Origin of the sequence: Streptomyces sp. NPDC005551 (genome assembly GCF_042871785.1) — a bacterium.
GTDB lineage: Bacteria > Actinomycetota > Actinomycetes > Streptomycetales > Streptomycetaceae > Streptomyces.
In genome coordinates, this window is sequence record NZ_JBIAJE010000003.1 from 449,349 (window position 1) to 475,720 (window position 26,372).

Annotated in this window: 25 protein-coding genes; 11 read left to right on the forward strand and 14 right to left on the reverse strand. The window is 72.0% G+C overall.

All coding sequences use genetic code 11. The features are described from left to right. Positions 1-55 precede the first annotated feature (55 nt). Entirely contained in the window at positions 56-508 is a 453-nt protein-coding gene (locus tag ACFYP4_RS10295) for an ATP-binding protein (protein ID WP_388784532.1), read from the reverse strand. Between the two features lie 252 nt (positions 509-760). Here ACFYP4_RS10295 and ACFYP4_RS10300 point away from each other — a divergent pair, with 252 nt between their 5' ends. Further along, positions 761-1,246: a MarR family winged helix-turn-helix transcriptional regulator gene (locus tag ACFYP4_RS10300; protein ID WP_388784535.1), complete on the forward strand. Its 486-nt coding sequence runs from the start codon at positions 761-763 to the stop codon at positions 1,244-1,246. Positions 1,247-1,269: 23 nt separating this feature from the next. On the opposite strand, the gene ACFYP4_RS10305 is transcribed toward ACFYP4_RS10300, so the two are convergent. Next, a complete protein-coding gene (locus ACFYP4_RS10305) occupies positions 1,270-1,605 on the reverse strand; it encodes an STAS domain-containing protein (RefSeq protein WP_388784538.1) in 336 nt (111 codons plus the stop codon). Between the two features lie 488 nt (positions 1,606-2,093). Between ACFYP4_RS10305 and ACFYP4_RS10310 the strand changes: the two genes are divergently transcribed. Both ACFYP4_RS10310 and ACFYP4_RS10315 read left to right on the forward strand, forming a co-directional pair. Further along, positions 2,094-2,885: a PRC-barrel domain-containing protein gene (locus ACFYP4_RS10310; RefSeq protein ID WP_358855186.1), complete on the forward strand. Its 792-nt coding sequence runs from the start codon at positions 2,094-2,096 to the stop codon at positions 2,883-2,885. Then, positions 2,885-3,322 carry a PRC-barrel domain-containing protein gene (locus ACFYP4_RS10315; RefSeq protein WP_358855194.1) on the forward strand — a complete coding sequence of 146 codons (438 nt, stop codon included), beginning with the start codon at positions 2,885-2,887 and terminating at the stop codon, positions 3,320-3,322. Before ACFYP4_RS10310 ends, ACFYP4_RS10315 begins: the two co-directional genes overlap by 1 nt. A gap of 51 nt (positions 3,323-3,373) precedes the next feature. Here the strand turns inward: ACFYP4_RS10315 and ACFYP4_RS10320 are convergent, their stop codons facing one another. Beyond that, positions 3,374-4,732 carry a DUF6777 domain-containing protein gene (locus ACFYP4_RS10320; RefSeq protein WP_388784541.1) on the reverse strand — a complete coding sequence of 453 codons (1,359 nt, stop codon included), beginning with the start codon at positions 4,730-4,732 and terminating at the stop codon, positions 3,374-3,376. A 164-nt stretch (positions 4,733-4,896) separates the two neighbouring features. On the opposite strand from ACFYP4_RS10320, the gene ACFYP4_RS10325 reads away from it, so the two are divergent. Beyond that, the gene (locus ACFYP4_RS10325; RefSeq protein ID WP_358855184.1) at positions 4,897-6,186 is read left to right on the forward strand and encodes a streptophobe family protein; all 1,290 of its coding nucleotides are present in this window, start codon (positions 4,897-4,899) and stop codon (positions 6,184-6,186) included. A 129-nt stretch (positions 6,187-6,315) separates the two neighbouring features. On the opposite strand, the gene ACFYP4_RS10330 is transcribed toward ACFYP4_RS10325, so the two are convergent. From ACFYP4_RS10330 to ACFYP4_RS10345, 4 genes are all read right to left on the reverse strand, one after another. Then, the gene (locus ACFYP4_RS10330) at positions 6,316-7,311 is read right to left on the reverse strand and encodes a serine/threonine-protein kinase (RefSeq protein WP_358855183.1); all 996 of its coding nucleotides are present in this window, start codon (positions 7,309-7,311) and stop codon (positions 6,316-6,318) included. Further along, positions 7,311-8,189: a hypothetical protein gene (locus ACFYP4_RS10335; protein WP_358855182.1), complete on the reverse strand. Its 879-nt coding sequence runs from the start codon at positions 8,187-8,189 to the stop codon at positions 7,311-7,313. The genes ACFYP4_RS10330 and ACFYP4_RS10335 overlap by 1 nt, the downstream gene beginning before the upstream one ends. 5 nt (positions 8,190-8,194) lie before the next feature. Beyond that, on the reverse strand, positions 8,195-10,537 hold the full coding sequence (locus ACFYP4_RS10340; RefSeq protein ID WP_358855181.1) for an FHA domain-containing protein: 2,343 nt from the start codon (positions 10,535-10,537) through the stop codon (positions 8,195-8,197). Between the two features lie 84 nt (positions 10,538-10,621). After that, positions 10,622-11,032 carry a hypothetical protein gene (locus ACFYP4_RS10345; protein WP_358855180.1) on the reverse strand — a complete coding sequence of 137 codons (411 nt, stop codon included), beginning with the start codon at positions 11,030-11,032 and terminating at the stop codon, positions 10,622-10,624. A 360-nt stretch (positions 11,033-11,392) separates the two neighbouring features. Between ACFYP4_RS10345 and ACFYP4_RS10350 the strand changes: the two genes are divergently transcribed. After that, positions 11,393-11,779 carry a nuclear transport factor 2 family protein gene (locus ACFYP4_RS10350; protein ID WP_358855179.1) on the forward strand — a complete coding sequence of 129 codons (387 nt, stop codon included), beginning with the start codon at positions 11,393-11,395 and terminating at the stop codon, positions 11,777-11,779. Between the two features lie 70 nt (positions 11,780-11,849). After that, a complete protein-coding gene (locus tag ACFYP4_RS10355) occupies positions 11,850-12,146 on the forward strand; it encodes a DUF1905 domain-containing protein (protein WP_358855178.1) in 297 nt (98 codons plus the stop codon). Positions 12,147-12,164: 18 nt separating this feature from the next. Here the strand turns inward: ACFYP4_RS10355 and mgrA are convergent, their stop codons facing one another. Beyond that, positions 12,165-13,166 (reverse strand): L-glyceraldehyde 3-phosphate reductase, encoded by a 1,002-nt coding sequence (mgrA, locus tag ACFYP4_RS10360; protein ID WP_388784548.1) that lies wholly within the window; start codon positions 13,164-13,166, stop codon positions 12,165-12,167. 113 nt (positions 13,167-13,279) lie between these two features. On the opposite strand from mgrA, the gene ACFYP4_RS10365 reads away from it, so the two are divergent. Further along, complete coding sequence (locus ACFYP4_RS10365) at positions 13,280-14,203, forward strand: LysR family transcriptional regulator (protein ID WP_358855176.1); 924 nt, start codon at positions 13,280-13,282, stop codon at positions 14,201-14,203. Between the two features lie 87 nt (positions 14,204-14,290). On the opposite strand, the gene ACFYP4_RS10370 is transcribed toward ACFYP4_RS10365, so the two are convergent. From ACFYP4_RS10370 to ACFYP4_RS10385, 4 genes are read right to left on the reverse strand one after another with little or no spacing between them, the layout of a single operon-like run. Beyond that, complete coding sequence (locus tag ACFYP4_RS10370) at positions 14,291-16,669, reverse strand: beta-glucosidase (protein WP_388784551.1); 2,379 nt, start codon at positions 16,667-16,669, stop codon at positions 14,291-14,293. Then, on the reverse strand, positions 16,666-17,484 hold the full coding sequence (locus ACFYP4_RS10375) for a carbohydrate ABC transporter permease (RefSeq protein WP_358855174.1): 819 nt from the start codon (positions 17,482-17,484) through the stop codon (positions 16,666-16,668). The genes ACFYP4_RS10370 and ACFYP4_RS10375 overlap by 4 nt, the downstream gene beginning before the upstream one ends. Further along, the gene (locus tag ACFYP4_RS10380) at positions 17,481-18,440 is read right to left on the reverse strand and encodes a sugar ABC transporter permease (protein WP_358855173.1); all 960 of its coding nucleotides are present in this window, start codon (positions 18,438-18,440) and stop codon (positions 17,481-17,483) included. Before ACFYP4_RS10380 ends, ACFYP4_RS10375 begins: the two co-directional genes overlap by 4 nt. A 7-nt stretch (positions 18,441-18,447) precedes the next feature. Next, positions 18,448-19,752, reverse strand: coding sequence for an extracellular solute-binding protein (locus ACFYP4_RS10385; protein WP_358855172.1), 1,305 nt, complete (start codon positions 19,750-19,752; stop codon positions 18,448-18,450). 333 nt (positions 19,753-20,085) lie between these two features. On the opposite strand from ACFYP4_RS10385, the gene ACFYP4_RS10390 reads away from it, so the two are divergent. The 3 genes from ACFYP4_RS10390 (at position 20,086) to ACFYP4_RS10400 (ending at position 23,604) form a co-directional block, all read left to right on the forward strand. Continuing rightward, entirely contained in the window at positions 20,086-21,465 is a 1,380-nt protein-coding gene (locus ACFYP4_RS10390) for an endo-1,4-beta-xylanase (RefSeq protein ID WP_388785053.1), read from the forward strand. Between the two features lie 112 nt (positions 21,466-21,577). Then, positions 21,578-22,912 (forward strand): PHB depolymerase family esterase, encoded by a 1,335-nt coding sequence (locus ACFYP4_RS10395; RefSeq protein WP_358855169.1) that lies wholly within the window; start codon positions 21,578-21,580, stop codon positions 22,910-22,912. A gap of 188 nt (positions 22,913-23,100) precedes the next feature. After that, on the forward strand, positions 23,101-23,604 hold the full coding sequence (locus ACFYP4_RS10400) for a DinB family protein (protein WP_358855168.1): 504 nt from the start codon (positions 23,101-23,103) through the stop codon (positions 23,602-23,604). 4 nt (positions 23,605-23,608) lie between these two features. On the opposite strand, the gene ACFYP4_RS10405 is transcribed toward ACFYP4_RS10400, so the two are convergent. Together ACFYP4_RS10405 and ACFYP4_RS10410 are read right to left on the reverse strand one after the other, a co-directional pair. Beyond that, on the reverse strand, positions 23,609-24,700 hold the full coding sequence (locus ACFYP4_RS10405; RefSeq protein WP_388784558.1) for an adenosine deaminase: 1,092 nt from the start codon (positions 24,698-24,700) through the stop codon (positions 23,609-23,611). 77 nt (positions 24,701-24,777) lie between these two features. Then, complete coding sequence (locus ACFYP4_RS10410) at positions 24,778-25,176, reverse strand: VOC family protein (protein WP_358855166.1); 399 nt, start codon at positions 25,174-25,176, stop codon at positions 24,778-24,780. 479 nt (positions 25,177-25,655) lie between these two features. Here ACFYP4_RS10410 and ACFYP4_RS10415 point away from each other — a divergent pair, with 479 nt between their 5' ends. After that, entirely contained in the window at positions 25,656-26,366 is a 711-nt protein-coding gene (locus ACFYP4_RS10415; RefSeq protein WP_358855165.1) for a dienelactone hydrolase family protein, read from the forward strand. The last annotated feature ends 6 nt before the right edge of the window (positions 26,367-26,372 follow it).

Genomic DNA, 26,372 nt, shown 5'->3' on the forward strand with positions numbered 1-26,372 from the left:
CCGTCGGGTGCAGCTGTGTGCCGTCGGGGTCGTGGTCGCATCCTGCGTGTCCGGTTCAAGGGCGCAGGTCGAGGACGGCTCTGACGCACTTGCCGACCGGGACCCGGGCGACCGAGACCTCGGTGGCGAGGGCGTGGACGATCTCGAGTCCGTGCCGGCCGATCCGCTGGGGGTCGCGCGGAAAGCGCCGGGGCAGGGCCACGCTGCTGTCGTAGACCGCGACGGCCACGGAGCTGTCGGTTCCTTCGAGTTCCAGGATGTACGGTCCCTGGCTGTGCCGGTCCGCGTTGGTGACCAGTTCGCTGACGATCAGCAGGAGGTCGCCGCCGGTCCGCGGGTCGGCCTCGGCGCACCACTCGGAGCGGAGCTGCTCGAGAAACAGCTCGGCGAACGCCCGTGCCTCTGCGATGCACCCCGGCTCGCCCGTGTAGTGCGCCGTCCGCCGAAGCGGTTCCACGGGCACGTCGAAGCCAGTCGGTATCACTGCTCCGCCCAAGTGCTCGATCATGCCTGTCTCTCTCGGAAGCCGGGACGTCCTGAAGCTGCTGCAGGGCGCTCCTACCCCGGGAAGCCGTTCTCAGTCGTCCCGGTTTTCTCCGGAGCCCCGGCAGGCCCGTCAGGGGCCGTACGGGGACTGCCTGCGAGTTTCGTCACAGGATTCCCACATGGGGACGGTGTCATCCCGGGGTGGCCGGGCAGGGCCCACAGTCGGAGAGCGAACGGTCACCGGGTGCGGTGCGAGTACAGAGGTTGCGGACAGATGGAAGGCCAGAACCCCCCGGTGCGGGAGGAAGTGCTGCTTCGTGCCGCCGAGCAGTTGTCGTCCGCGGCGGAGATCCTGGTGGCCGTGTCGGCCCGGACGGCGGTGGCGGTCGACAGCAGGCTGTCCCCGTCGCTGTTGCGCGCCCTGACCCTGGTCGGCACCTCCCCCGGCCTGAGCCTCGCGGCGTTCGCCGACCACGCGCGGATCAGCCGTTCCCGGGCGAGCCGTGTGTGCGACAGCCTGGAGCGGGCGGGACTGCTGACCCGCTCCCCGGTCTCCGAGGACCGCAGGGGCATCGCCCTGGACCTGACGCAGCGCGGCCACAGCGTCCTGGACTCCGTGCGCCGGCAGCGCGCCGCCTGGATCAGGGACGCGCTGCTGCACATGCCGGACGCCGACCTGAGGGCACTGCTGACGGGACTGTGGTCGCTCGGCCCGTCCCTGGCCCGCGCGTCTGCGGAGCCGGGACGGGGGCCGTCCTGAGGGACGGGGCGGCTCCGTGGGGCTCAGCCCTGCGGAGCGTCAGCCTCCAGCGCCTGGGAAACCGTGCCGTACACGGGCAGCGCGTCCGAGACGCCGGTGATGCCCAGGAGCCGGTCCATGTACGGCGAGAGAGCCGCCAGCCGCAGGCGGGCGCCGAGTGCGCCGTAGGCCCGGAGGATGACGTTGATCGTGGTCGAGTCCGCGAAGGCGACCTCGGCCAGGTCGAGGACCACCGGGCCCGGACGGGCGGGGGCCGCCGAAGTGATCGCCTCGTCGAGCTGCCCCGCGTTGTCCAGGTCCACCTCTCCGCGGACGGCGATCACGGTCGACCGGCCGGCCTCGCGCACGGACAGTGACATGGCCGCCTGGCCTGGACTCCGACCTGAATGCACGGCGATCCTTCTATTTCGGGGACAGGGACGCCTGCGGGGGCATGGGGGTGGTCGCAGGGGGACGGCGCCCGTACGGCGCCGTCGTGGAGCGGTGTCTCGCCCCACCGTAGCCGGTCGTTGACGTCAGGCAACAATTGCTTGCCGTAACGATCCGGTACACCTCTCACGGCTGAAATCCCGCGCCGTTCCGGCCGGTTGCCGTCCCCGGGGACAGGGGCGCATCCTCCGGTCCGCCCGGGGCAGACGGACAGAGCCGGATCCGGCCGACTGCGGCCGGTAGGCCTCGATGACCGGAGGTGGACGGTGGCCTGGTGGGTATGGCTCGTCGTCGTTGTCGCTGCGCTGGCGCTGATCGCCGTGGCAGCCGTGTGGGTGCAGACGAGCAGGCGGTCGGGGACCGTCATCGCGGTGCAGCGCGGACGCGGGTTCGGGAAGAGCGGCAGGAGGGGGACGCGGTGAGCGAGTTGATGGCCGCCCGCGGTCTCACCAAACGTCCTGTGGTCACCCTGGGCGGTGATGTGGTCGCGCAGGTCAAGGACACCGTCTTCGACGGCCCGGCCGGCCGGGTCACGGGCTTCACGCTCAGTGGCCGGGGGCTGCTCGCGGGTCCGCTGAAGCAGAGCCTTCCCTGGAACGCGGTGCACTCGCTCGGCCGGCACGCCGTCATGATCCGCGGTCTCGACGCACTGGCCGAGCCGGCGGCGGTGGTGGCGAGGGACGAGGCGGCACACGGCCAGGTGCTGGGTGCCAAGGTGCTGACGGACACGGGCGCGGAGGTCGGCACGGTGCTGGACATCGTGGTCGAGGGCGGCACCAGCGGGCGCGTGGTCGGTTTCCGGATCGCCGCGCGGGAGGCGCTGGAGCCGGGCTCGAAACGGCGTCGGCACAAGGTCTTCGTCCCGCGGGGCGAGACGCTCGCCGTCTCGGGACAGGCCCTGGTCATCCCCGCCGACGCCACCCGCTTCGTCGCCGACGACCTCGCCGGTTTCGTCAGCCAGGTCGAGGCGTTCCAGCTCCGCAGCGCCGCGGCCAGGCGGCCGGAGACCGAGGGCAGCGCGCACGGCGGGACACGGACCGGGTTCGACGCGGGCACACCCGACGCGACACGGACCGGGATCGACGCGGGCACATCGGACGCGACACGGACCGGGATCGACGCGGGCACACCCGACGCGACACGGACCGGGTTCGGACAGGGCGCGCGCAGCGGGGTTCAGGACGGGTTCGAGAAGGGGACGACGGCGTGATGATGTTCTCCCAGGCCCGCGGGCTGCCGGTCGTGACGCTCGGTGAGGCGAACGAGATCGGCGTCGTCGAGTCGCTGGTCCTGGACGCCGGATCAGGGACGGTCAGCCACGCGCGGATCTCCGGCGCGCGGGGCCGCAAGGAAACGGCGATCCCCTGGAGCGCCTTCCACGCGTTCGGTCCGGATGCCGTGCTCGTCCGCTCGGACTCCGCCCTCGACTCCGCCGTCGACTCCGCCGTGCCGGCGCCCCCGGCCCCGCACGACGCCCTGCGGGCCAGGGTGCTGACCGAGGACGGCGACGAGCGGGGCACCGTGAAGGACATCTCCTTCGACCCCGCCACGGGACGCGTCGAGAAGATCTACTCGGCGCTGGGTGAGATTCCCGGCGACCGGCTGCTCGGCCTCGGGGACTACGCGCTGGTCGTCAGGACCGGCTGACCGGGCGGCGGCAGCGCACTTGCCACTCGCCCGTACCGGTCCTGTCCCCGCTCAGAGGACCCGGGGGCCGGTGCCGGACCGCGGCGCGCCGAGCGAGGAAGCCGACTCCGGGGTGCCGGTGGTGGAGCCCGACTCCGTCGTCGTCCCGCCGGAGACCGACGAGGAGTCGGGGGGCGGTTCCGGAGCCGAGGACGGCGGAGGCGACGGGGGTGACGGGGGTGGCGGCGGTGAATTCGGCGGTGACGAGGGCGTCGACGGGGACGAGGAGGACGACCCGGGTGACGTCGTCTCGCATCCCGACGGGGCGGGCACACCGTGCGGGGACACGCACGGCGACGCGGAGCCGGAGCCCGGGGAGCTGACCGACGCGGACGGCCGCTCGGCCGGCGGCTCGGTCTTCTTGTCCTTCTTGCCGGTGTCGCCCTTCTCGCGCCGGAACCAGTCGTCGCGCTCCGGGTCGTAGAGGACGAAGACCTCGACGACCGTCGGTGCAGGCGTGACGACCACGACGTTCTGCGGCCGGTACGACGGCCAGGAGTCACCCGTCGTCCTGGGTGTCGTCTTCTGCGGGACCGGCGGGGTCAGCGGGTTGCCGCAGGCACAGCGCACCTGCGGCACACCGCGGTCGTCCACCAGCACGGCCGTGCCCGCCTGCAGAACCGCCTGGTAGCTGGTGGCGGCACCGTCGCGGTAGCCGTGGTTGGTGACCCGCGTGTCCATGCGCAGCTGGACCGGGGTGAGCGAGCGCAGACGCGCCGGGACCTCCGAGGGCTGGACCCCCGCCACGGAGGCGAACGCCCTGTTCTTCTGCGGGTCCGCCCGGAGCGCGGAGATCTGCTTCTCCACGTCGCAGCTGGCGACCTTGCGGGTGCCGCCGTAGAGACCGGGCGCCGAACCCTCCACGGCCCGCGTCACGTTCGCGGGCTCCGGCGTGCCGGTGGGCGGCGCGGGGGTCTCGGGCGTGGTGGAGCTGTCCTTCGCCGTCGACTCGGTGAACGGGTCGGGGCCCGTCTTCGCGGCGGCCTGAAGGAAGACCTCGCCGCCGTCGCCGTCCGCGGAACCTCCCGAGGTGCCGTCCGGTCGGGTGAGGACGACGGCCAGGATCACCGCCGCCACGACCGCGGTGGCGATCAGCGCCATCCGGGGGGCCGACTTCCACCAGGGGCGGTCCGGGCCGCCGCCCCGGCTCGCGCCGCCGGGCCGGTGCGGTCCGGACGGTCCCCCCGGCCCGCCACCTCCGCCGGGACCGCCGGTGCCCCCCGCGCCCGAGTCACCGCCCGCGGGCCCCTGCGGGGGCCGGGGGGTGGGCTGGGTGGGGCCCGGCCGGGACGCACCCGGCTGCGAGGGGCCGGACAGCGGGCCCGAGGGGGGCCCTGTGGGACGGCCGGAGGACGGCGGTTCGACGCTCACGAGCTCTTCTTCCCTGCGTAGGGACACCGCGGCACTTCATCCTTTTTGCGCCGCTTCATTCCACGACGAGGCCATTGTGTGCTCCGGTCCCGTGCCCCCCGCAAGCGGACGCGGTCGGCCCTTCCCGGCGGGCGGACCTCCCCCGTCCTGCTTAGCGTGACCACGTGAGTCCTCAGACAGCGTCCGACCGGACCGTCGCCCGCCACGGCTGGGGCCAGGCCGTCACAACGGTCCTGGCCGGGCTGATCGTGATGGGTGTGATCGCCGCCCTCGGTCTGTGGGCGGCCGGTGCGGCCGACCTGCCGGACACCGCGTTCCCGCGGGTCGTCGCGGCGACCGTGGTGACCGCCGTCGGTGGCGGCATCGAGCTGTCCGGGGACGCCGGAGCCCTCGCCGACACGCAGGCGGCCCTCACCGTGATGCCGTTGTCGGTCACGCTCGCCGGGGCGCTGGTGATCGCCGCCGGCTTCCTTCGCCCGCTGCGGCACCGGGCCGTGGCCGGTGCGCCGGAGCTGGGTGGCTGGGCCGCCCGGATCGGCGTCGTCTGGCTGGCGGGACTGACCGGGCTCGCGCTCGCCGCCCGGCAGGACTTCGAGATCTCCCTGGGGGACGGAGCCGTCTCCGAGCTCGGCGATCTGCTCGGCGCCTCCCCGAAGGTCGGCTTCGAGGCGGATCTGCCCGACACCCTGCTGTTCGGGCTGCTGTGGCTGGCCGGCGTCCTGGTGCTGGCCCTGCTCGTCTCGCCCCGGGCCCCGCTTCCGGCCCGGCTGGTGCGCTTCCAGGAGTCGGTGCGCCCGGCCGCCTTCGCCATGGTCGCCCTGCTGTTGTCCTCCGTGGCCCTCGGGGTGCTCGTCGCGCTGGTGGTCGCCGCGACCCGCGGCCACGTCGCGGAGACCTTCGCCGTGATCCTGCTCGGCCTTCCGAACCTGGTGTGGCTCGCCTTCACGATCGGGCTGGGCGCCACCTGGGAAGGGCGGGTCGACGGACCCTTCGGTCTTCCCATGCCGCACGTTCTCGACGAGGTGCTGCGCACCCGGGACATCGCCACGCTCAACCTGCGCACGCTCGCCGAGTACGACGGCCGGGTGTGGTGGCTGGTGGCCGTCGACGCCGTGCTGCTGCTGGGCGCCGCGTTCCTGATGGCCACCCGCTCCCCCGCCCGGGTGCGGGGCCGGCAGCACGCGCTGCACCTGGCGGCCGCGCTGGCGCTGACGGTACTGACGGTCTGTCTCCTCGCCCGTCTCTCGGCGCGTTTCGGACTGTCGGTGCTCGGCATCGGAGACCTCGGCGGCGGCCTGTCCGGGCAGCTCCTGCTGCGGCCCAGGCTCTGGACGGCGATCGGGTTCGCCGTGCTCTGGGGCCTCGTCGCCGGTTTCCTCGGTGCCCTGCCGGCGACGCGGGTGCGCCGGCGGGGTGAGGTGCCGGTCCACCGGGCGGAGCCGGGCGGTGGCTGAGATGCACGGGGGCGGCCGAGCTGCCGGAGGGCGGGTCGGCGTCCGGGGGGGGTGGCGGCCGAACTGCCGCGGGGCGGTGAGCTGCCGGGGTGCGGCTGAGGACCGTCCCCGGGTGACCCGGGTCGCGGGTCAGCGGCGGAAGACCGGGCGGGCCCAGTCCGGCGGCTCCGGCGGCGCGCCGGGATCGCCGGGCGCCGACACGTGGTCCACCCGCGTCGGCGGACGACCGCCGTCCACCCGTCCCGTCACGGCGGCCCGCAGCGCCGCCGTGAACGCGAGGCAGGAGTCGTACCGGTCGTCGGGGCTCTTCGCCAGCGCCCTCGCCAGGACGGCGTCGGCGCCGGAGGTCAGGTCCGGCCGCTTCTCGGTGAGCGGCGGCGGCTCGTCGTACTGATGGGCCCACAGCAGGGCCATGTCGTCGTCCCGCTGGAAGGGCGGCTTGCCGGCCAGGGTCTCGTAGACGACGCACGCGAAGCCGTAGACGTCGCAGCGCCCGTCGACCGGGCGCCCGGAGATCTGCTCGGGCGCCACGTAGTCGAGGGTGCCGACGAACTGCCCGACGGTCGTGAAACCGGTCAGCGACAGCGACTTCTTGGTCAGGCCGAAGTCCGTGAGGTACACGTGCTCGGGGTGGTCGCTGTCCGTGCCGCGGGCCACCAGGATGTTGCCGGGTTTGACGTCCCGGTGCACGAGGCCGTGCTCGTGCGCGGCGTCGAGCGCGGACGCCACCTGCGCGGCGATGCGGACGGCCGTCCCGGCGGGCAACGGCCCCTCGCGGTCCAGCAGATGACGCAGGTCCTGCCCGGCGACGTAGCGCATCGCGATGTACAGGACGCCGTCCGTCTCGCCCGCCTCGAAGACCGGCACGATGTGCGGATGGTCGATGGCGGCGGCTACCCGGGACTCGTGGGTGAAGCGGCGGCGGAAGGTGTCGTTGCGCGCGAGCTCCGGCGCGAGCAGCTTCAGGGCGACGGTCCGGTCGAGGCGGAGGTCCTTGGCGCGGTAGACGACGGCCATGCCACCGCGGCCGATCTCGCGTTCGATCAGATAGCCGGCGATCTGCTTGCCCACCAGGCCCGAGGGCCGTCCCGCGTAGACGCTCGCGTCGTCGGGCGTGCCGCGCATCAGCGGCCGTCCCGGCGCGTGTCACGCCGTCGCGCGCCGTCGGGCGCGTCCGCGGCGCGTGGCACGACCCGCGTCGGTTCGTGTCCCGCCTCCGGGGCGGGCTCCCGTACGAGCCGGGTCGGCTCCCCCGGCTCCCGGGCACCCGGCTGCCGGGACGGATCGGTGTCCGCTCGCGCCACCAGCCGGGTCGGCTCGTGGGACTGCGCCCCGTGCGCGCTGCGCACCGGCCCGGCTTCGTCCGCGGGCCGCGTCGGCGCCGGTCCGTCCGCGCGGGGGGCCCGCGCCTCGGCGTGCGGCGGCCCGGCGGCGGGGGGCGGATGGGCCCCGGGCTCCGGATCCCGTACGACCCGGGTGGCCTCGCGGTGCGGCCGTGCGGGCTCCGGCGCCGCGGCCGACGGCTCCCCGGGTACGGCGTACGTGGCCATCCGTGTGCCGTCGGTGTACACCCACCGCTCGTGGTCGGCGTCGTACAGCCAGACCGACTCGCCGTCGACGACGACCCCGGCCCGCAGTCCCCGCGTACGGCCGCGGAAGGACTCCCCGTCGAGCCGGCCGGCGGTCAGGTCCTCCGTCGCGCTGCGGAAGCGGGCGAGCGACTCCTGGACGCGGGTGAGGAGCGGGCGCGGGTCCGCCGTGCGGGTGAGGGCGCTGCCGGCGGCGGGCGGCGCCTGCGGTACGGCGACCAGCAGGCGGCCGTCGACCCAGGCGGACCAGCCGTTGGCGCAGACGACGCGGCCCCAGTCCCCGCGCCGGTCGACCAGCTGGACGGGCAGCAGTGCGTCGAGCGGCACCGTGGGCCGGGAGGGATCGGGGCCCTCCCAGGCGGACATCCCGTCCCGGGGGACGACATGGGTGGGGCGGAAGTCGGGAGCCGTCATCGCACCTACTTCCGCATGACCGCGGGCTCGTGGCGGCGCAGCAGACGGGCCACCAGGCAGCCGAAGACGACGGAGAGCACGACGAGCATCCCGATGTTCAGCAGCCACACGCCCGCCGCGTGCTTGAACAGGGGGTCCCCCGTGAGTTCTCCGGGGACGATGCGGGCGAGACCGATCGTGCCCGCCATCGCGCCCAGCGCCCACCGGGACGGCACCAGCCAGGCCAGCTGCTCGATGCCGGGCACCCCGTTGAGCTTGAGCAGAGCGCCGCAGAAGACGACCTGCACGATCGCCAGCAGCACGAGCAGCGGCATGGTGACCTCCTCCTTGCGCACCACCGCGGAGACGAGCAGGCCGAGCATCATCGCCGTGAAGGCGAGCATGGCCACGGCCACCGTGATCTCCGCCAGGGGTGGCAGGAGGACGCCCTTGCCGCCGGGCGCGTCGAGGTCGACGCCGAGCAGGGCGACCAGCGTGAGGACGACCGCCTGGAGGACCGTGATGGTCCCGAGGACGACGACCTTGGACATGAGGTACGCGGATCTGGACAGGCCGACGGCGCGTTCGCGCTGGTAGATGACGCGTTCCTTGACCAGTTCGCGCACGGCGTTGGCCGCTCCGGTGAGCACGCCGCCGACGCAGAGGATGAGCAGCGCGTTCATCGCCGTCTCCTGGGTGAGCCGGCTGCCCGCCAGCGCCCGGGCCATCGCGCCCATCACGAACGGCAGCGCGATCATGATGACGAGGAAGGTCTTGTCGGCGCTGAGCGCGGCGGCGTAGCGCCTGACGAGGGTGCCGAGCTGGGCGCCCCAGCTCTGCGCCTTGGGGGGCGGGCCGAAGGTACGGGCGGTCTCCCCCCGGGGCATGAGGGGCTGCGCGGTCGCGTGGGCGATGTACCGGCGGTTGAGCGTCGAGTCCCGGTACTCCCCCGCCCAGTCCCGGTCGTGGTCGCGCTCGAAGGCCTCGAACGCCTCGGGCCACTCCTGGAAACCGAAGAACGCGAGGGCCTCATCGGGCGGCCCGTAGTACGCGACCTTGCCTCCGGGGGCGAGGACCAGCAGGCGGTCGCAGACATCGAGGCTGAGCACGCTGTGGGTGACCACGATGACCGTACGGCCGTCGTCGGCGAGTCCGCGCAGCATGTGCATCACGGAGCGGTCCATGCCGGGGTCAAGGCCGGAGGTCGGCTCGTCGAGGAAGAGCAGGGACGGTTTGGTCAGCAGTTCGAGAGCCACGCTGACCCGCTTGCGCTGGCCGCCCGACAGGCTGTGGATGGGCTGTCCCGCGCGCTCCGCCAGACCCAGCTCGCGGATCACCTCGTCGACCCGGGCGCGGCGTTCCGCTTTCGCCGTGTCCTGCGGGAACCGCAGCTCGGCCGCGTAGGTGAGGGCCCTGCGCACGGTGAGCTGTGCGTGCAGGATGTCGTCCTGCGGGACGAGTCCGATGCGCTGGCGCAGCTCGGCGTAGTCCCGGTAGAGGTCGCGTCCGTCGTACAGGACGGTGCCCCGGTCGGCGGGTCGCTGTCCGGTCAGGGCGTTCAGCAGGGTGGACTTGCCCGCGCCGCTGGGGCCGACGACGGCGAGCAGGCATTTCTCGCCGACGGGAAAGGACACCCGGTCGAGGAGGGTCTTGCGTCCGCGGTCGACGGCGACCTCGAGGTCCTGGACGTCGAGGGAGACCTCGCCGGTGTCGACGTACTCCTGGAGCTGGTCGCCGACGAGGCAGAACGCGGAGTGGCCGATGCCGACGATGTCACCGGCGGTGATGACGGCCCGCTCGACGGGCTGTCCGTTGAGGAAGGTGCCGTTGTGGCTGCCGAGGTCGACGATCTCGTACCTGCCGTCCGGCAGGGCGCGCAGTTCCGCGTGCCGGCGGGAGACCACGAGGTCGTCGATGACCAGGTCGTTGTCGCCGCCGCGGCCGATGCGCACGGTGCGGGCGGGCAGCGGCCGTACGGTGGTCGGCTGCCGGAAGGTCCCGGTCGCGGAGGGTGTCAGGACGGCTGAGGGCCGCTCGGGGGCGGGCGGCGGGCGGTCGACGAGGACGACCCGGGGGCCGTCGGAGGGGTTGCCGAAGCGGATCACGCTGCCGGGCCCCACCCCCCATTCGTGGACGCGGCGGCCGTCGGCGAAGGTGCCGTTGGTGCTGTCCTCGTCCTCGATCGTCCAGTGGTCGTCCTCGGGCCGCAGCACCGCGTGGTGCCACGAGACCCGGATGTCGTCCATCACGACGTCGCTCAGCGGGTCCCGCCCGACGTGGTAGTCGCGGCTGGGACTGATCACCGTGGAGCCCGCCTCCGTTTCGAGGACGAGTTCGGGCGCTGTCGGCGCGACCGGCCGCTCTCCCATGCCTGAATTCTAGCGATTCATCCCGATGTACGCCTGGGCGGGGACCGCGGGTCGGGAGCAGTCGGGAGCCGGGGTGGGCGGCGGTCAGGCCGCGGGTGTGGCGAGGACCGGGACGAAGCGCTGCATCCGCAGCGCGTCCACGGACTCGGCGAGCAGTTCGTACTCGGTGGTGTCGTCGTTCGTCGTGATGCGAACCAGCTTTCCGGCGGCCAACTCCTCGGCGACGAGCTCCTGTTGGGCGGTGTCGCCGCACCAGGCGCGCAGCACGGCCGGCACGTCGGGGACACCGGGGCCGACCGGCGCGATGGAGTTCGGGGGGAAGTTCGGGTTGTCCGGGTGCGGATCGAGGCGTTCGGCGATCCAGGAGGCGCGGTCCCGCATCCACCACAGGGCCAGCGCCAGCGTGGGTGCGCGATAGGTGCCCAGCGGGACCCCGACGCGCTGACCGCCGCATATTCCGTACGCGGTCACATGGCACAGGAATTCGTCATGCACGATCGCTCCCCCATTACGGCGCTCGCTGCCGGTCCGGCCTCTCTTTCCTTGCGGCTCGTGTGCTGCGCACCGCGGTGCGGAAACGCTCATCGGTGCGAGGGTGTTCGGCGGGCGTGGCTGAATCACCCTGGTATTCGAGTATCGCCACTACTGACACTCTGTCACCATGCCATTCCAGCCAGTCTCTTGGCATATTCAGCGCCGCGGGTGGCCGAAAGGGTTCGGGCCCTCTTACCCCTGAGGTAATCGACGGCCCCGGCCGCCGCCCGGCATGGTTGCGGTACCGGATCCCGGCGGGTGACCGCGGAGCGGAATCCGGTCCCTGACCAGCGTGTACACCTCGATGGAGGCTGACCGACCATGTCCGCAGGAAACGAGCGATACGCATCCGCAGTGGCCCGCTACTTCGAGGCCTGGAACGCCCCGGACCCGGAGAGCCGGGCGAAGGCGGTGGCCGCCGCCTGGGCGCCCGACGGGACTTACACCGACCCCCTGGCCGAGGTCCGCGGCCACGACCAGGTGGCGGCGGTGATCACGGCGGCGCGGGAGCAGTTCCCGGGTTTCTCCTTCCGGCTCACGGGTCCGGTCGACGGGCACCACGACCTCGCCCGTTTCGGCTGGGAGCTGGTCAGCGAGGCCGACGGCTCCGCGCCCGTCGCCGGTTTCGACGTGATCACCCTCGACGGCGAGGACCGCATCCGGAGCGTGTCCGGGTTCCTGGACCGGGTGCCGGCGGGCGCCGCCTGACTCCGCGCGATGAGTTCTGCCGCTCCCGGTGGTCTTCACTGGAGAAGAACCACTGGGAGCGGAGGAACCCATGAACACGGCGAACGCGCTGGACGAGCACTTCACGGCGGTGCTGCGGAAGAGCCCGGAGAAAGGTGGCTGGACCTATCTCGTGTGGCCGGAGTCCGTCGGCTTCTTCGGGACGCGCGGACTGGTCAAGGTGCGCGGCACGGTCGACGGCCACCCCTTCCGCAGCTCCTTCATGGCCCTGGGCGACGGGACGCACAAACTGCCCGTCAGGGCCGACGTCCGCAAGGCGATCGGCAAGGAGGCGGGAGACACGGTGGCCGTCCATTTGGAGGAGCGTCTCGACGCGCCGGGCGGCTGACGGAGGACGCCCGCCGTCTCAGTGACCGGCCGCGCCGATGATCCGGTCGATCCGGGACAGCTCCTCCGGGGAGAAGTCCAGCGTGTTCACCGCCGCCACGCTGTCCTCCAGCTGCCGCGGGCTGCTCGCGCCGATCAGGGCGGAGGTCACCCGGTCGCCGCGCAGCACCCAGGCCAGGGCCAGCTGGGCCAGGGACTGACCGCGGGACCGCGCGACCTCGTCGAGCTCGCGCAGTTGCCGCACCAGATCCTCGGTGACCTTGTCGGCACTCAGGAACGGGCTGTCGCTCGCCGCCCGCGACCCCTCGGGGATCCCGTCGAGGTAGCGGCTGGTGAGCAGGCCCTGCTCCAGGGGCGAGTAGGCGATGGAGCCGACCTGGAGTTCGTCCAGCGCGTCCAGGAGCCCTTCCTCCTCGGGCCGGCGGTCGAGCATCGAGTAGCGCGGCTGGTGGATGAGCAGCGGGGTGCCCAGTTCGCCCAGGATGCGAGCGGCCTCCCGGGTCTGGTCCGCCGAGTAGTTGGAGACGCCGACGTACAGCGCCTTGCCCTGGACGACCGCCGAGTGCAGGGCGCCCATCGTCTCCTCCAGGGGAGTCTCCGGGTCGGGGCGGTGCGAGTAGAAGATGTCCACGTGGTCCAGGCCCATCCGGGACAGGCTCTGGTCGAGCGAGGACAGCAGGTACTTGCGCGATCCCCACTCGCCGTACGGGCCCGGCCACATCAGGTATCCGGCCTTGGTCGAGATGACCAGTTCGTCGCGGTAGGGGGTGAAGTCGGCCTTCAGCGCGGCACCGAGCGCCGACTCGGCGGCGCCGGGCGGCGGGCCGTAGTTGTTGGCCAGGTCGAAGTGGGTGACGCCCAGGTCGAAGGCGCGGCGCAGGATCTGCCGCTGGGTGTCCACGGGACGGTCGGGGCCGAAGTTGTGCCACAGGCCGAGCGACAGCGCCGGGAGTTTCAGACCGCTGCGTCCGGTGCGGCGGTAGGGCATGGCCTCGTAACGGTCGGTGTGCGCCGTGTACAACGTGGGCTCCAGGAAGAGAGAGTTCCGGATGAGACGTCCTCCACTCTCGCCCGCCCACCGCCAGTGGTCCAACAGGAGAATCGGATGGGATTCAGCGTCTAGGCTTCTCAATCATGGAACTGCGCCATCTCCAGCATTTCGTCGCCGTCGCCGAGGACCAGCACTTCACCCGCGCGGCGGAGCGGCTGCTGGTCTCGCAGTCGGGCCTGTCCGCGTCCATCCGCGCCCTGGAACGGGAGCTACAAGCGCCGTTGTTCGTGCGCACCACCCGCCGCGTGACGCTGACGGAGGCCGGCCGTGCCCTGCTGGGCGAGGCGGAACGGATCCTCGCCCAGGTGCGGGCCGCCCACGACGCGGTGGCGGCGGTGCAGGGCGTCCTGCGCGGCACACTCTCCCTGGGCACCGAGCAGTGCGTCGCCGGGGTGGGGGTGGCACGCCTGCTGGCCGCGTTCCGGCGGCAGCACCCCGATGTGGAGATCCGGCTGCGGCAGGCGGGTTCGGGCGCGCTGGCCGAGGAGGTCGCCGCCGGGCGCCTGGACCTGGCGTTCGCCGTCAGGACCCGGGCGGACACCGACCAGCTGCGTTCCGTACCGCTGACGGGTGAACCGATGACCGTCCTGTGCCACCCCGCGCACCGTCTGGCCACCGGGGGCCCGGTCGCGCCCGGGGACCTGGGCGGTGAGGCCTTCGTCGACTTCCACCCCGACTGGGGGCCGCGGCGGGTCACCGACGCCGCGTTCGCCGCGGCGGGCGTCGAGCGGACGGTGGCTCTGGAGGTGAACGACGTGCACAGCCTCCTCGAACTGATCCAGCAGGGGCTCGGGATAGCCGTCGTGCCGCGCCACTTCGGGCACAAGCCGGAGGCGGTCACCCTCGCCTCACTTCCCCTCGCGGGCACCGAGGACGTGTCGTACCAGACCGTCGCGATGCTCCCGCCCGAGGACGCCACGAGTCCCGCGGCCCGGGCGCTGATGACTCTCCTCGCCGACCTGCCGGGGGCCCCGGAGCCAGGCCGGCAGGACACCGCTCGCGTGTGACGGGCCGGCGTATTCCCGCGGGGGTGCCGCCGGCCCGGGACGCTGCCGCGGACCGGCGACGACGGTCCGCGGCAGCGCCCGGCCGGCTCACCCGGCGGACTGAGTGAAGTCGGCGTGCAGCCGCCGGGTGTGGTCCACGTACCTCGCGGGCCCGGTCAGCGTGACCGTCGCCGTCAGTCGCGGGTCGGTGCTGGACGCGGCCAGCCGCAGTTCCAGTGCGCCCGGCTCCACCACGCGCCGCCCGTCGCGGCCGGTGAACGCGGCGAGGTCGGCCGGTACGCTCACCCCGACCCGGCGCGCCTCGCCCGGCCCGAGCGGCACCCGGGTGTACCCGATGAGCCGCTGCACCGGCTGGACGACCGAGGCGACGGGGTCGTGCAGGTACAGCTGGACGACCTCGGTGCCCGCCCGGTCCCCGGTGTTGCGCACCGTGAAGGTCAGCGCGAACGCGCCGTCCGTGGGACTCTGCGCGTCGCCCACGGCGAGATCGCTCCAGGTGAACGAGGTGTACGAGAGGCCGTGTCCGAACCCGAAGGCCGGGGTCGGGTCGATGTTCGACACCTCGCTGGCCTGGGCGAGCCGCGCGCCGAGATAGGTGGCGGGCTGCGCGCCCGGACCGCGCGGCACGCTGACCGGCAGCCGCCCGGAGGGGTTGGTACGGCCGCTGAGGACGCCCGCGATGGCCGCGGTGCCCTCCGCTCCGGGGAAGAAGGACTGCACGATCGCGGCGGCCCGGTCCGCGGCGCGGCCCAGCGCGTAGGGTCGCCCGGCGACCAGGACCGCGACGACCGGCGTTCCCGAGTCGAGGACGGCGTCGAGCAGTTCCTGCTGGGCGCCGGGCAGCGCCAGGGAGTCGGCGTCGCAGCCCTCACCGCTCGTCCCGCGCCCGAACAGCCCGGCCCGGTCACCCAGGGCCGCGATGACGAGGTCGGCCCGGCCGGCGAGCTCTGCCGCCCCGGCGATGCCGGAGGTGTCACCGTCGTCGATCCCGGTACCGCGCGCCACGGTGATCTCCGCGTCCGGGAACTCCCGTTCCAGGGCGTCCCGCAGAGAGGGCAGGTCGATGCCCACCGGGACCTGCGGATGGTGCACGCCGACGTGCAGCGGGAAGGAGTAGCAGCCGAGTACGGCAGTCGGCTCCTGGGCGTTGGGGCCGACCAGGGCGATGCGGCGCGGCCGGGCCAGCGGCAGCGTCCCGTCGTTGCGCAGCAGCACCACGGCCCGGTCGGCGATCTCCCGGGCCAGCTCGCGGTTGGCCGGGGTGTCCAGGTCGACGGTGCCGCGCAGGGTCTGCGGGTTGTCCGGGTCGGCGCCGGCGAGGGCGGCGGGAACCGGGTTCCAGTGGGCGTCCAGCAGACCGAGCCGCGCCTTCTGTGTGAGCACCCGGCGCAGGGCGCGGTCCACGAGCGGTTCGGGCACCCGCCCGGAGGTGACAGCCTCCAGCAGAGGCGCGCCGAAGGTCTTGACGGTGGGCAGTTCGACGTCGACGCCGGCGTGGAGCGCGGCTCCGGCGGCATCGGCCCAGCTGTCCGCGACACCGTGCAGGATCTTGAGGAAGGCGATGCCGAAGTAGTCGGCGACCACCGTGCCCCCGAAGCCCCAGGTGTCGCGCAGCAGCCCGGTCAGCAGCTCCTCGTCGGCCGCGGAGGGCAGGCCGTCGGTGTCGGTGTAGGCGTGCATCACCGACTGGGCCCCGCCTTCGCGCAGCGCCATCTCGAAGGGCGGCAGCAGGACGTCGGCGCGCTCCCGCGGGCCGATGGCGACGGGGGCGAGGTTGCGTCCGGCGCGGGAGGCCGAGTAACCGACGAAGTGCTTGAGGGTGGCGACGACCCCGGCCGACTCCAGGCCCTGCGCGTAGGCGGTGCCGATGGTGCCGACGAGGTAGGGGTCCTCGCCGATGGTTTCCTCGACGCGGCCCCAGCGGGCGTCCCGGACCACGTCGAGTACGGGCGCGAGGCCCTGGTGGACGCCGACGGAGCGCATGTCGCGGCCGATGGCGGCGGCCATGCGCCGGATCAGGCCCGGGTCGAAGGTGGCTCCCCAGGACAGGGGGGCGGGGTAGGCGGTGGCGCCCCAGGTGGCGAAGCCGGTGAGGCATTCCTCGTGGGCTATGGCCGGGATGCCGAAGCGGTTCGCCGAGGCGATGCGCTGCTGGGTGCGCATGAGGGAGAGCGCGCCGAGCGCCGGGTCGACGGGAGCCGTGCCGAAGGGGCGGGTCAGCTGTCCCAGGCCGGCCGGCAGGAGCGCCTCGATGTCGACTGCCTCCTCCATGTCGTGCTGGTGGGGCGCCACTTCGCCGCCCTCGTCGGACGCGCCGACCCATACGCCGAAGAGCTGCGCGAGCTTCTCCTCGAGGGTCATGGCGGCGATCAGGGCGGAGACCCGGGTGTCGGTGTCCTGGTCGGGGTCGTTCCACACGTGCGGGACGGAAACGGGGGTTGTCTCAACTGCCACGTTGGCGGTCACTTTCCTCCGACGCCCATGAGGCCCTGGACCAGGGCGCGACGGGCGAACAGGTAGACGAGCAGGACGGGCATCATGGACAGCACCACGGCGGCCAGCAGGCCCGGGATGTCGATGCCGTGCTCGGTTTGGAAGTTGTACAGGCCCAGCGTGACCAGCTTGGTCGAGTCGGACTGGGTCAGGACGAGGGGGAACAGGAAGCCGTTCCACGCCTGGAGCGCGGAGAACACCACGATCGTGGACAGCCCGCTCCTGGAGAGCGGGAGCACGAGCTGGAAGAACACCCGCCGGGTGGACGCGCCGTCCATGGCCATCGCCTCGAACAGCTCCTGGGAGATGTCGCGCATGGTGCCGCTGAGGATCAGCGCGGTGATGGGCATGCAGAAGGCCGCGGTCGGCAGGATGACGCCGATCAGGTTGTCGTAGAGTCCGGCCTTGCTGATCAGGTAGAACATCGGGACGATCACGGCCTGGGCCGGGATGGCGAGGCCCAGCAGGAACAGCCGGAAGACTCCCGAGGTGACCCTGCCGCGGGCACGCACGATGGCGTAGGCCAGCGGCGGTACGAGCAGGAGCACCAGACCGACGACGCACACCGTGACGATCACGGTGTTGAGGAAGTAGCGCCCGAAGCCGTTGGAGAAGGCTCCCGTGTAGTTGTCGAGGGTGAAGCTGTCCGGGAAGGACAGGGGGCCGTTCTGCGCGTACGCGGAGCGGGACTGCACCGTCGCCGCGAGCATGACGTACAGCGGCAGGCCGACGAGCAGCAGCCAGCCCACGGAGGCCGCGCCGGCCACGTAGTTGGGGCGTCTTTTCATGACAGACCCTCCGCGGAGCCGCGCATCTTGTCGTAGCCCGAGACGCGCACCACGATCAGTGAGATGACCGTGGCGGCGATCACCAGGACGAGTGCGATGGCCGAGGCGGCGCCGAAGTCGAAGCCCTTGAAGGCCTTTTGGTACATGTAGTAGGCGCTGATGGTGGTGTCGGTGCCGGGTCCGCCCTGGGTCAGGATGAGCACGGTCTCGAAGGTGGTGAGGCCGCCGACCACCATGAGGATCATCGAGGTGATGATCGAGTTGCGCAGCTGCGGCAGGGTGATGTGGAAGAACTGCCGGTAGCGTCCCGCCCCGTCGATCTCCGCAGCCTGGTAGAGGACTTGGGGAATGGCGCGGGCGGCTCCCTGGTAGATCAGCGTGTGGAACGGCGTGAACTGCCAGGTGCTGACGAAGGCGAGGACACCGATCGCGGTGGACTGGCTGCCGAACAGGTTGCCGTCGCCGAACAGCCACTTCGCCTGGGACGGAACTCCGAAGTTCGGGTCGAGCAGGGCCCGCCACAGCACGGAGACGGCGGTGGAGGACAGCAGCAGCGGGACGAAGTAGACCGCCGACAGGACGGCACGGTTGCGTTGGCTTCCGGCGGCCCAGACGCCGAGCAGGATGCTCAGCGGCGTCTGGAGGGCCACGCCGAGGGCGGTGATCAGCAGGCTCAGCCAGATGCTCTCGACCATGACCGGGTCGGCGAAGACCCGGCTCCAGTTGTCCATGCCGACGAACTCCGGTGATCCGAGCCCGTTCCAGCTGGTGAAGGACAGGACTCCCACCATGATCAGTGGGGCGATCGCGAAGAGGCCGAAGAACACCGTGGCCGGGAGTGCCCAGGCGAATCCCGGGTGTCCCACGCCGGAGACACCGGCGCTCCTGTTCCGGCGGCGGCCGGCCGGTTCGTCCGCCCGGGTGGGCGGACGGACTCGCGTCATCTGAGTGGTCATCGCGGACTCAGGCGGTGGGAAGGGCCTGCATGGCCTTGATGAAGCCGTCCGCGTCGAGCTGGCCGTTGAAGAACTGCTGGACGGCCTGGTGGATCGGGGTGATGGCCGCGGGCGGGTAGGCCTGGTCCCACGACAGCTGGAAGGACGGGGCCTTCTTCACCAGGTCGAACTGGTAGCGCGAGTACTCGGGGCTGGCCGAGGTGTCGAGGAACTTCTCGGTGTTCGTCGTGGTCGGCAGGTTGCCGATGGACAGCTGCTTCTTCACGAAGCTGTCGGAGTACATGAGTTTCAGGAACTCCGCCACGGCCTCGGGGTGCTCGGTCTTCTTCAGCACGGAGTAGAAGTTGTTGGTGTTGCCGACCAGGTTGCCGGGATCGCCCTTGGCGCCCTCGACACTGGGGAAGGCGCTGTAGCCGAGGTTCTTCTCGGCGAACTTCTTGTTGGCGTCCTGCTGGGTGGAGTACTCCCATGAACCCATCAGCTCGAAGCCGGCCTTGCCGGCGGCCAGCAGAGCGGGCGACCCGCCGTCGGTGAACTTCACCGAGTCGAAGTTGGTGCCGAAGGCGCCGGCGTCGATCAGTTCCTTGAGCATGCTCAGCGCCTTCTTGCTGTCCGCGCTCGCCCAGGCGTCCTTGTCCCCGTCGAGCGCCTTCTGGAAGAGGCCGGGGCCCGCGACACGGTCGTAGAGGTACTCGAACCACATCAGCGTCGGCCACTGGTCGCCGCCGCCGAGGGCGATCGGCGTGACGTCGGCCGCCTTGAGCTTCTTGACCGCCGCGAGCAACTCGTCCCAGGTCCTGGGCTGTTCGACGCCCGCGTCGGCGAGCACCTTCTTGTTGCTGAACAGCAGGACGGGCTGGGTGCCGCGCATCGGGATGCCGTACGGCTTGCCGTCGATCCTGGCGGTGTCGAAGACCGAGGGCAGGAACCGGGCCACCAGAGAGGGGTTGTCCTTGATCATGTCGTCCAGCGGCAGGAGCAGATCCGCCTTCACGAACGGCTGGATGCTGCCGCCGCCCCAGTTGAAGAAGACGTCCGGGGCCTGCGGCGTGCTGATGATCGTCTGCAGCTTCTGCTGGTAGTCGGCGCCGGGGATCGTGTCCAGCACCGCCTTGACCTCGGACGTCTTGTTGAACTCGGCGACGAGCTGCTTCTCGACCTTGTTGGTGGCGTCCCCGTAGACGAGGACGTGGATCTTCCCCCCGTCGGAGGACGACGTGCTGTCCCCGTCCCCACAGGCCGCGAGGCTCAGGGCCAGGGCCATCGTCACGCCTCCGGCGAGCGTCCTGGGGAACCGCGCACGTGTCTTCATGGTGCACCTTTCGAAAGTTTCGGCGGCATTGCCGAAAGTCACTGCGATTCCTGGACCGTAAGGGAGGCCTCTCCGGGGGTCAACGGGGGTGCAAGCGTGCGATCAAACCGTTATCGAGGAGATCGCCCCGCCTTCGCGCCTGCACACTCTCGGCCAGAGTGGGGGGAGTTGCGCGCGAATGGTTGACCGACCGGACCCTTGCCCATAAGTTCTGCGCAGCCATTCGGAAACATGCTCGCAACTTTCGAATGCAGCACCGCGCACTCTCATCCGCCCCGCCCTCCCGCACACCGCCGGACCGCTCCGGCACCCGTAGAAGGGGATGACATGCACATGATCTTCACGTCGGTCGACCGCGGCCCCGCGCCACCACCCCGGCGGCGTTTCCTCGCCCGCAGGGCACTCGTCCTGGCCACGGCGGGCCTCCTGGCCGCCGGGGGCGTCGGAGCTCTTTCGGACACGGCCCACGCCGCCACCACCCTCGGCTCCGCGGCGGCCGCCCAGGGCCGCTACTTCGGCACCGCCGTCGCGGCGAACCACCTCGGCGAATCGGCGTACGTGTCCACGCTCGACCGGGAGTTCAGCTCGGTGACCCCCGAGAACGAGATGAAGTGGGACGCCGTCGAGCCGTCCAGGAACTCGTTCAGCTTCGGGTCGGCCGACCAGATCGTCAGCCACGCCCAGAGCAAGGGCATGAAGGTCCGCGGCCACACACTGGTGTGGCACTCCCAGCTGCCCGGCTGGGTGGCCGGTCTGGGCACCGCCGACCTCAGGACGGCGATGAACAACCACATCACCCAGGTCATGCAGCACTACAAGGGGAAGATCCACTCCTGGGACGTCGTCAACGAGGCCTTCCAGGACGGCAACAGCGGGGCACGACGCAGCTCGCCGTTCCAGGACAAGCTCGGCAGCGGCTTCATCGAGGAGGCGTTCCGCACCGCCCGCGCCGCCGATCCGGCCGCCAAGCTCTGCTACAACGACTACAACACCGACGGCGTCAACGCGAAGAGCACCGCCGTGTACAACATGGTGAAGGACTTCAAGTCCCGCGGCGTGCCGATCGACTGTGTCGGCTTCCAGTCCCACTTCAACAGCGCCTCGCCGGTACCCGCCGACTACCGGGCCAACCTGCAGCGCTTCGCCGACCTCGGCGTCGACGTGCAGATCACCGAGCTGGACATCGAGGGCTCCGGCGCGTCCCAGGCCACGAGTTACGGCAACGTCGTCAAGGCGTGCCTCGGCGTCTCGCGCTGCACCGGCATCACCGTCTGGGGTGTCACCGACAAGTACTCCTGGCGCAGCAGCGGCACCCCCCTGCTCTTCGACGGCAACTACGCCGCCAAGCCGGCGTACGACGCCGTGATCTCGGCGTTCGGCGGCACCGGGGGCGGAGGCGGCGGCAATGCCACCTGCTCCGTCTCCTACAGCAGGACCGCGTCGTGGAACGGCGGCTTCAACGGCCAGGTGACCGTGACCGCGGGCAGCACCGCGATCAGCGGCTGGACCGTGGCGGTCACGGTGACGCCGCCGCAGAAGGTCTCCGCCACCTGGAACGGCTCACCCACCTGGGACAGCAGCGGCAACGTGATGACGATGCGGCCCAACGGCAACGGCAACCTGGCCGCGGGCGCGTCGACGAGCTTCGGCTTCACCGTCATGACGAACGGCAACACCTCGGCACCGGCGATCGGGAACTGCACCGCGTCCTGACCACCTCCGCCCCGGGCCGCTCGGGCCCGCCGCGCGGACAGGCACGCACCTCCGCGGGCGGTGCCCGAGCGGCTCTCCCAGGTACAGCAGTCAGTACAGGAAGGACGCGCACATGACCGAGACGTCCCCACGGGGAACGGCCGCCGCCCGGCGCCCGGCGAGAGCACGGCTCACGGTGAGAGCACGGCTGACGGCTCTCCTGGCAGGGATCCTGCCCCTGCTGTCGACGCTCCTCCTGGTCGTCGCCGCGCCTCCGGCGTCGGCTGCCACGCTGACGGAGGTGACCGGCTTCGGCAGCAACCCGAGCGGTCTGCGGATGCACCTGTACGTGCCGGACAGCGTCCGTGCCAGGCCCGCCGTGCTGGTGGCGGTGCACTACTGCACCGGTTCGGGTCCCGCCTTCCACGCGGGCACGGAGTTCGCCTCGCTCGCCGACCGGTACGGCTTCGTCGTCGTCTATCCGTCGGCGACCCGGAGCGGCAACTGCTTCGACGTCTCCTCCCCGCAGGCCCTCAAGCGGGACGGCGGCAGCGACCCGGTCGGCATCAGGTCGATGGTCCGTTACGCCGAGGAGCACCTGAACGCCGACCCCGGCCGCGTCTACGTCACCGGGGCCTCCTCCGGCGCGATGATGACCAACGTCCTGCTGGGCAACTACCCCGACGTGTTCAAGGCCGGCGCCGCCTTCATGGGCGTACCGCACTCGTGCTTCGCCACGACCGACGGCTCGGGCTGGAACAGCGCCTGCGCGAACGGGACGGTCGACAGGACACCGCAGCAGTGGGGCGACCTGGTCCGGTCCGCCCACCCCGGCTACGGCGGCGCTCGCCCGAGGATGCAGATCTGGCACGGCACCGAGGACGCCACGCTGCGCTATCCCAACTTCGGCGAGCAGATCGACCAGTGGACGAACGTGCACGGGGTGAGCCGGACGGCCGCCTTCACCGATCACCCGCAGTCCGACTGGACCCGCACCCGCTACGGCGGCACCGGCACACAGCCGCCGGTGGAAGCCATCAGCGTGCAGGGCGCCGGCCACACCCTGCCGGCGGCCGGCATGGCGGCGCGGGCGATCGCGTTCTTCGGTCTGGACGCGGCCGACCCCGGCCCCGGCCCCGAGCCCGTCCCGGGCACCTGCCGGGTGGGCTACTCGGTCAGCGCCTGGAACAGCGGACTGACCGCCACGATCACCCTCACCAACACCGGTACGGCCCCCATCACCGCCTGGACGCTCGCCTTCACCCTGCCCGCGGGACAGAGCATCGTCTCCGGCTGGGGGGCGACCTACAGCCCGGGCAGCGGCTCGCTGACCGCCAAGGGCCTCTCGTACAACTCCACGCTCGCGGCCGGAGCCAGTACGCAGATCGGCTTCCAGGCGAGCCACACGGGCAACACCGGAAAACCGGCGTCGTTCACGCTCAACGGGACGCCCTGCACCACCGCCTGACGGCCGAGGTTCCGGCAGGTGTCCTGCCGGGACCACGGACATCCGCCCGTTCCTTCGGGAGCAGCCTTGTCGGCGTCCGGCGGGAAGACACCCGAAGACACCCGCAACTGTCCCTCGCGTGCTTTCCGTTCCCCGGGACGGCCGGGTCCCGATCGCGAATCGGTCGCTGCCGGGAGAGAGTGGGCGTCATGCATGCCAAGGACGTTCTCGCCGAAGCGTACGGACGGATCAAGGAGGAGGTGCACGCGGCCGTCGACGGACTCTCCGCCGAGGAGCTGAACGCCCCGCCCCGGATCGGGTCCAACTCGATCGCCTGGCTGATCTGGCATCTGGCACGTGTGCAGGACGACCACGTCGCGGACGTGGCCGGCCACGAACAGGTCTGGCTGTCCGCGGGCTGGGCCGGCCGCTTCGCGCTGGGGCTGCCCGAGCGCGACACCGGGTACGGCCACACCGCGAAGAAGGTCGCCCGGGTCCGGGTGGACTCGGGCGACCTCCTGACCGGCTACTACGACGCCGTGCACGAGCGGACCCTCGGCTTCGTCCGCGGACTGGCCGACAAGGACCTGGAGCGCGTCGTGGACGAACAGTGGGACCCGCCGGTCACCCTGGGCGTGCGCCTGGTCAGTGTCCTGGCCGACGATCTCCAGCACGTCGGCCAGGCGGCGTACGCCCGGGGGCTGCTGCGCTGAGCAGTCAGACCGCCGTGCGGCCGGACGCCCCGGCGGCCGCGTAACCGGGCAGCACGACGTCCCGGATGAGCGCGGTCCGCTCGTCGAACGGGAGGAACGCGCTCTTGAGGGCGTTGACGGTGACCGTGCGCAGGTCCTCGACGGTCCAGCCGGCCTCCTCGACCAGCAGCGACATCTCGCGGGTCATCGTCGTACCGGACACCAGGCGGTTGTCGGTGTTCAGGGTGACGCGGAAGCCGAGGTCGCGCAGGGCCGTGATGGGGTGCTCTGCGATCGAGGTGGCCGCACCCGTCTGCAGGTTGGACGTCGGGCACATCTCCAGGGCGATGCGGCGGTCGCGCACCCAGCCCGCGAGACGGCCGAGCTTGCCGTCCACGATGTCGTCCGTGATGCGCACACCGTGACCGATGCGCTGGGCACCGCAGACCTGGAGTGCCTGGTGGATGCTGGGCAGACCGTGCGCCTCACCGGCGTGGATGGTGAAGGGCACGCTCTCGCGGCGCAGGTGCTCGAAGGCCGCGAGGTGGTCCGCCGGCGGGAAGCCGTCCTCGGCGCCGGCGATGTCGAATCCGACGACACCGGCGTCCCGGAACGCCACCGCCAGGTCCGCGATCTCCCGGGTCCTGTCGAACATGCGCATGCCGCACAGCAGGGTGCCCACGCGGACCGGGGTGCCCGCGGCCGACGCCTTGGCCATACCGGCCGCCAGGCCCTCCTGCACGGTCCGGACGACCTCGGGCAGGGTCAGCCCGCCGTTCAGCATCAGCTCGGGGGCGTAGCGCACCTCGCCGTAGACCACTCCGTCGGCGGCCAGGTCGAGGACGTACTCCTCGGCGGTGCGCAGCAGGCCCTCACGGGTCTGCATGACGGCGAGGGTGTGCTCGAAAGTGGCTATGTACCGCACGAGGTCACCGGAGTTGGCGGCCTCGTAGTACCAGGCGGCGAGCTCCGTCGGGTCGGTGGTGGGCAGCGTGTGGCCGATCGCGGCGGCGAGTTCCACCAGGGTGGCGGGGCGCAGTCCGCCGTCGAGGTGGTCGTGCAGCACCGCCTTCGGCAGGCGGCGGACGGTGTCGATGTCGATGCGGTGCGCGGTCATGCGTTCTTTTCCTCGGCAGGTGGTGCGGTAGTGGGCGATGGGTTCCGCGGACGCGTGGTGCGCGGCTCGTACGGGGGTCAGGCGCCGGTGGCGGGCTGGAGCAGGTCCCAGCGGTTTCCGTACAGGTCCTGGAAGACGGCGACCGTGCCGTAGGGCTCGTGGCGCGGCTCCTCCAGGAAGGTCACCCCGGCGGCGCGCATCCGGGCGTGGTCCCGGGTGAAGTCGTCGGTGTGCAGGAAGAAGCCCACGCGTCCGCCGGTCTGGTCGCCGACCCGGCCCCGCTGCGGCTCGTCCTTGGCGCGGGCCAGCAGCAGCCCCGTACCCGCGCCCTCCGCGCCCGGCTCGACGACGACCCAGCGGGAGCCGTCGGGCCGCGGGGCGTCCTCGGCGAGGCGGAACCCGAGGGCGTCGGTGTAGAAGCGGATCGCCTCGTCGTAGTCGTCGACGACGAGGGTGACCAGGGCGATGCGTCTCATCAGGACCTCTCCGGAAGTTATACGTAACACGGTAGGGTACGGCATCCCCCGAGCGGTTCGTCCTGGCGGCCCCGGTGGCGCGGCCGTCGGCCCTCGCGGCGAGGCGGGGGCGCGGGCGGCTCGGGGGCGGCGGCGCGGGCGGCTTGGGGGCGGCGGCGCGGGGCGCATCCGGACGGGGCCGCCCTCACCTGCGGCGACCGGGTGAGCGCTCGGACGGAGCGGATGGAGCGGACGCGGACGGAGCGGACGGAGGGACGGCTCGCCCGACCGTCCCGGGCCGTCCCGGTCGCCGTCCCGGGCCTTCCTGGTTGCCGTCCCGGGCCGTCCTGGTTGCCGTCCCGGGCCTTCCTGGGCCGCCTTCGGCCGCCCTGGTCCGCCCCGCGGGCCGGTGCCCGGCGACGGATTCGTTCATGACATCGTGGAGATCGACTCGGGACCCAGTCCCCCGCCCAGCGCTGTCCCCCACAGGAGTTGAGAGCATGACCGAGAAGCCGAAGGCGACCGGAGCCCCCGCCCGCCAGAACGTCACCTTCCCCAGTGCCGGGTCCACCGCGCACGGCTATCTGGCGCTGCCGCCGTCCGGGCAGGGGCCCGGCGTGATCGTTATCCAGGAGTGGTGGGGTCTGACCAACCACATCGCCGACGTCGCGGACCGGCTCGCGCAGGAGGGTTTCGTGGCGCTCGCCCCCGACCTGTACGGCGGCAACGTGGCCCACGAGAGCGATGAGGCTCTGCGGATGATGCAGGATCTGCCGGTCGCCCGGGGTGTCGAACTGCTCTCCGGAGCGGTCGACCATCTGCTCGGCCTGCCCGAGGTCACCTCGGACACGGTCGGCGCGGTCGGCTTCTGCATGGGCGGCGGCTTCGTGATCTACCTGGCCGCGGCGGACCGGCGCATCGGTGCGGCGGTGCCGTTCTACGGGGTCATCCAGGGGGACCTCCCCGACTTCTCCGCCCTGGCGGCGCAGGTCCAGGGTCACTACGGCGAGCTGGACACGAGCATCCCGCTCGAGAAGCTGGACGAGCTGCGGGCCGCCGTGCAGCAGCAGTCCGGCATCACCCCGGACCTCCGCGTCTATCCGGCCCAGCACGCCTTCTTCAACGACGGCCGGCCCGAGGTCCACGACCCGAAGGCCTCCGCGCAGGCCTGGCAGAGCACGGTGGCCTTCCTGCACGACCAGCTGGGCTGACGCCGC

Bases quoted from the DNA above. Each gene is read 5' to 3' on its own strand.
- ACFYP4_RS10415 (WP_358855165.1), top strand. From the start codon at position 25,656: ATGACCGAGAAGCCGAAGGCGACCGGAGCCCCCGCCCGCCAGAACGTC.
- ACFYP4_RS10400 (WP_358855168.1), top strand. From the start codon at position 23,101: ATGCATGCCAAGGACGTTCTCGCCGAAGCGTACGGACGGATCAAGGAG.
- ACFYP4_RS10365 (WP_358855176.1), top strand. From the start codon at position 13,280: ATGGAACTGCGCCATCTCCAGCATTTCGTCGCCGTCGCCGAGGACCAG.
- ACFYP4_RS10380 (WP_358855173.1), bottom strand. From the start codon at position 18,440: ATGACCACTCAGATGACGCGAGTCCGTCCGCCCACCCGGGCGGACGAA.
- ACFYP4_RS10330 (WP_358855183.1), bottom strand. From the start codon at position 7,311: ATGCGCGGCACGCCCGACGACGCGAGCGTCTACGCGGGACGGCCCTCG.
- ACFYP4_RS10305 (WP_388784538.1), bottom strand. From the start codon at position 1,605: ATGTCACTGTCCGTGCGCGAGGCCGGCCGGTCGACCGTGATCGCCGTC.
- ACFYP4_RS10315 (WP_358855194.1), top strand. From the start codon at position 2,885: ATGATGTTCTCCCAGGCCCGCGGGCTGCCGGTCGTGACGCTCGGTGAG.
- ACFYP4_RS10335 (WP_358855182.1), bottom strand. From the start codon at position 8,189: ATGACGGCTCCCGACTTCCGCCCCACCCATGTCGTCCCCCGGGACGGG.
- ACFYP4_RS10395 (WP_358855169.1), top strand. From the start codon at position 21,578: ATGACCGAGACGTCCCCACGGGGAACGGCCGCCGCCCGGCGCCCGGCG.
- ACFYP4_RS10300 (WP_388784535.1), top strand. From the start codon at position 761: ATGGAAGGCCAGAACCCCCCGGTGCGGGAGGAAGTGCTGCTTCGTGCC.
- ACFYP4_RS10405 (WP_388784558.1), bottom strand. From the start codon at position 24,700: ATGACCGCGCACCGCATCGACATCGACACCGTCCGCCGCCTGCCGAAG.
- ACFYP4_RS10340 (WP_358855181.1), bottom strand. From the start codon at position 10,537: ATGGGAGAGCGGCCGGTCGCGCCGACAGCGCCCGAACTCGTCCTCGAA.
- ACFYP4_RS10410 (WP_358855166.1), bottom strand. From the start codon at position 25,176: ATGAGACGCATCGCCCTGGTCACCCTCGTCGTCGACGACTACGACGAG.
- ACFYP4_RS10390 (WP_388785053.1), top strand. From the start codon at position 20,086: ATGATCTTCACGTCGGTCGACCGCGGCCCCGCGCCACCACCCCGGCGG.
- ACFYP4_RS10355 (WP_358855178.1), top strand. From the start codon at position 11,850: ATGAACACGGCGAACGCGCTGGACGAGCACTTCACGGCGGTGCTGCGG.
- ACFYP4_RS10375 (WP_358855174.1), bottom strand. From the start codon at position 17,484: ATGAAAAGACGCCCCAACTACGTGGCCGGCGCGGCCTCCGTGGGCTGG.
- ACFYP4_RS10350 (WP_358855179.1), top strand. From the start codon at position 11,393: ATGTCCGCAGGAAACGAGCGATACGCATCCGCAGTGGCCCGCTACTTC.
- ACFYP4_RS10385 (WP_358855172.1), bottom strand. From the start codon at position 19,752: ATGAAGACACGTGCGCGGTTCCCCAGGACGCTCGCCGGAGGCGTGACG.
- ACFYP4_RS10295 (WP_388784532.1), bottom strand. From the start codon at position 508: ATGATCGAGCACTTGGGCGGAGCAGTGATACCGACTGGCTTCGACGTG.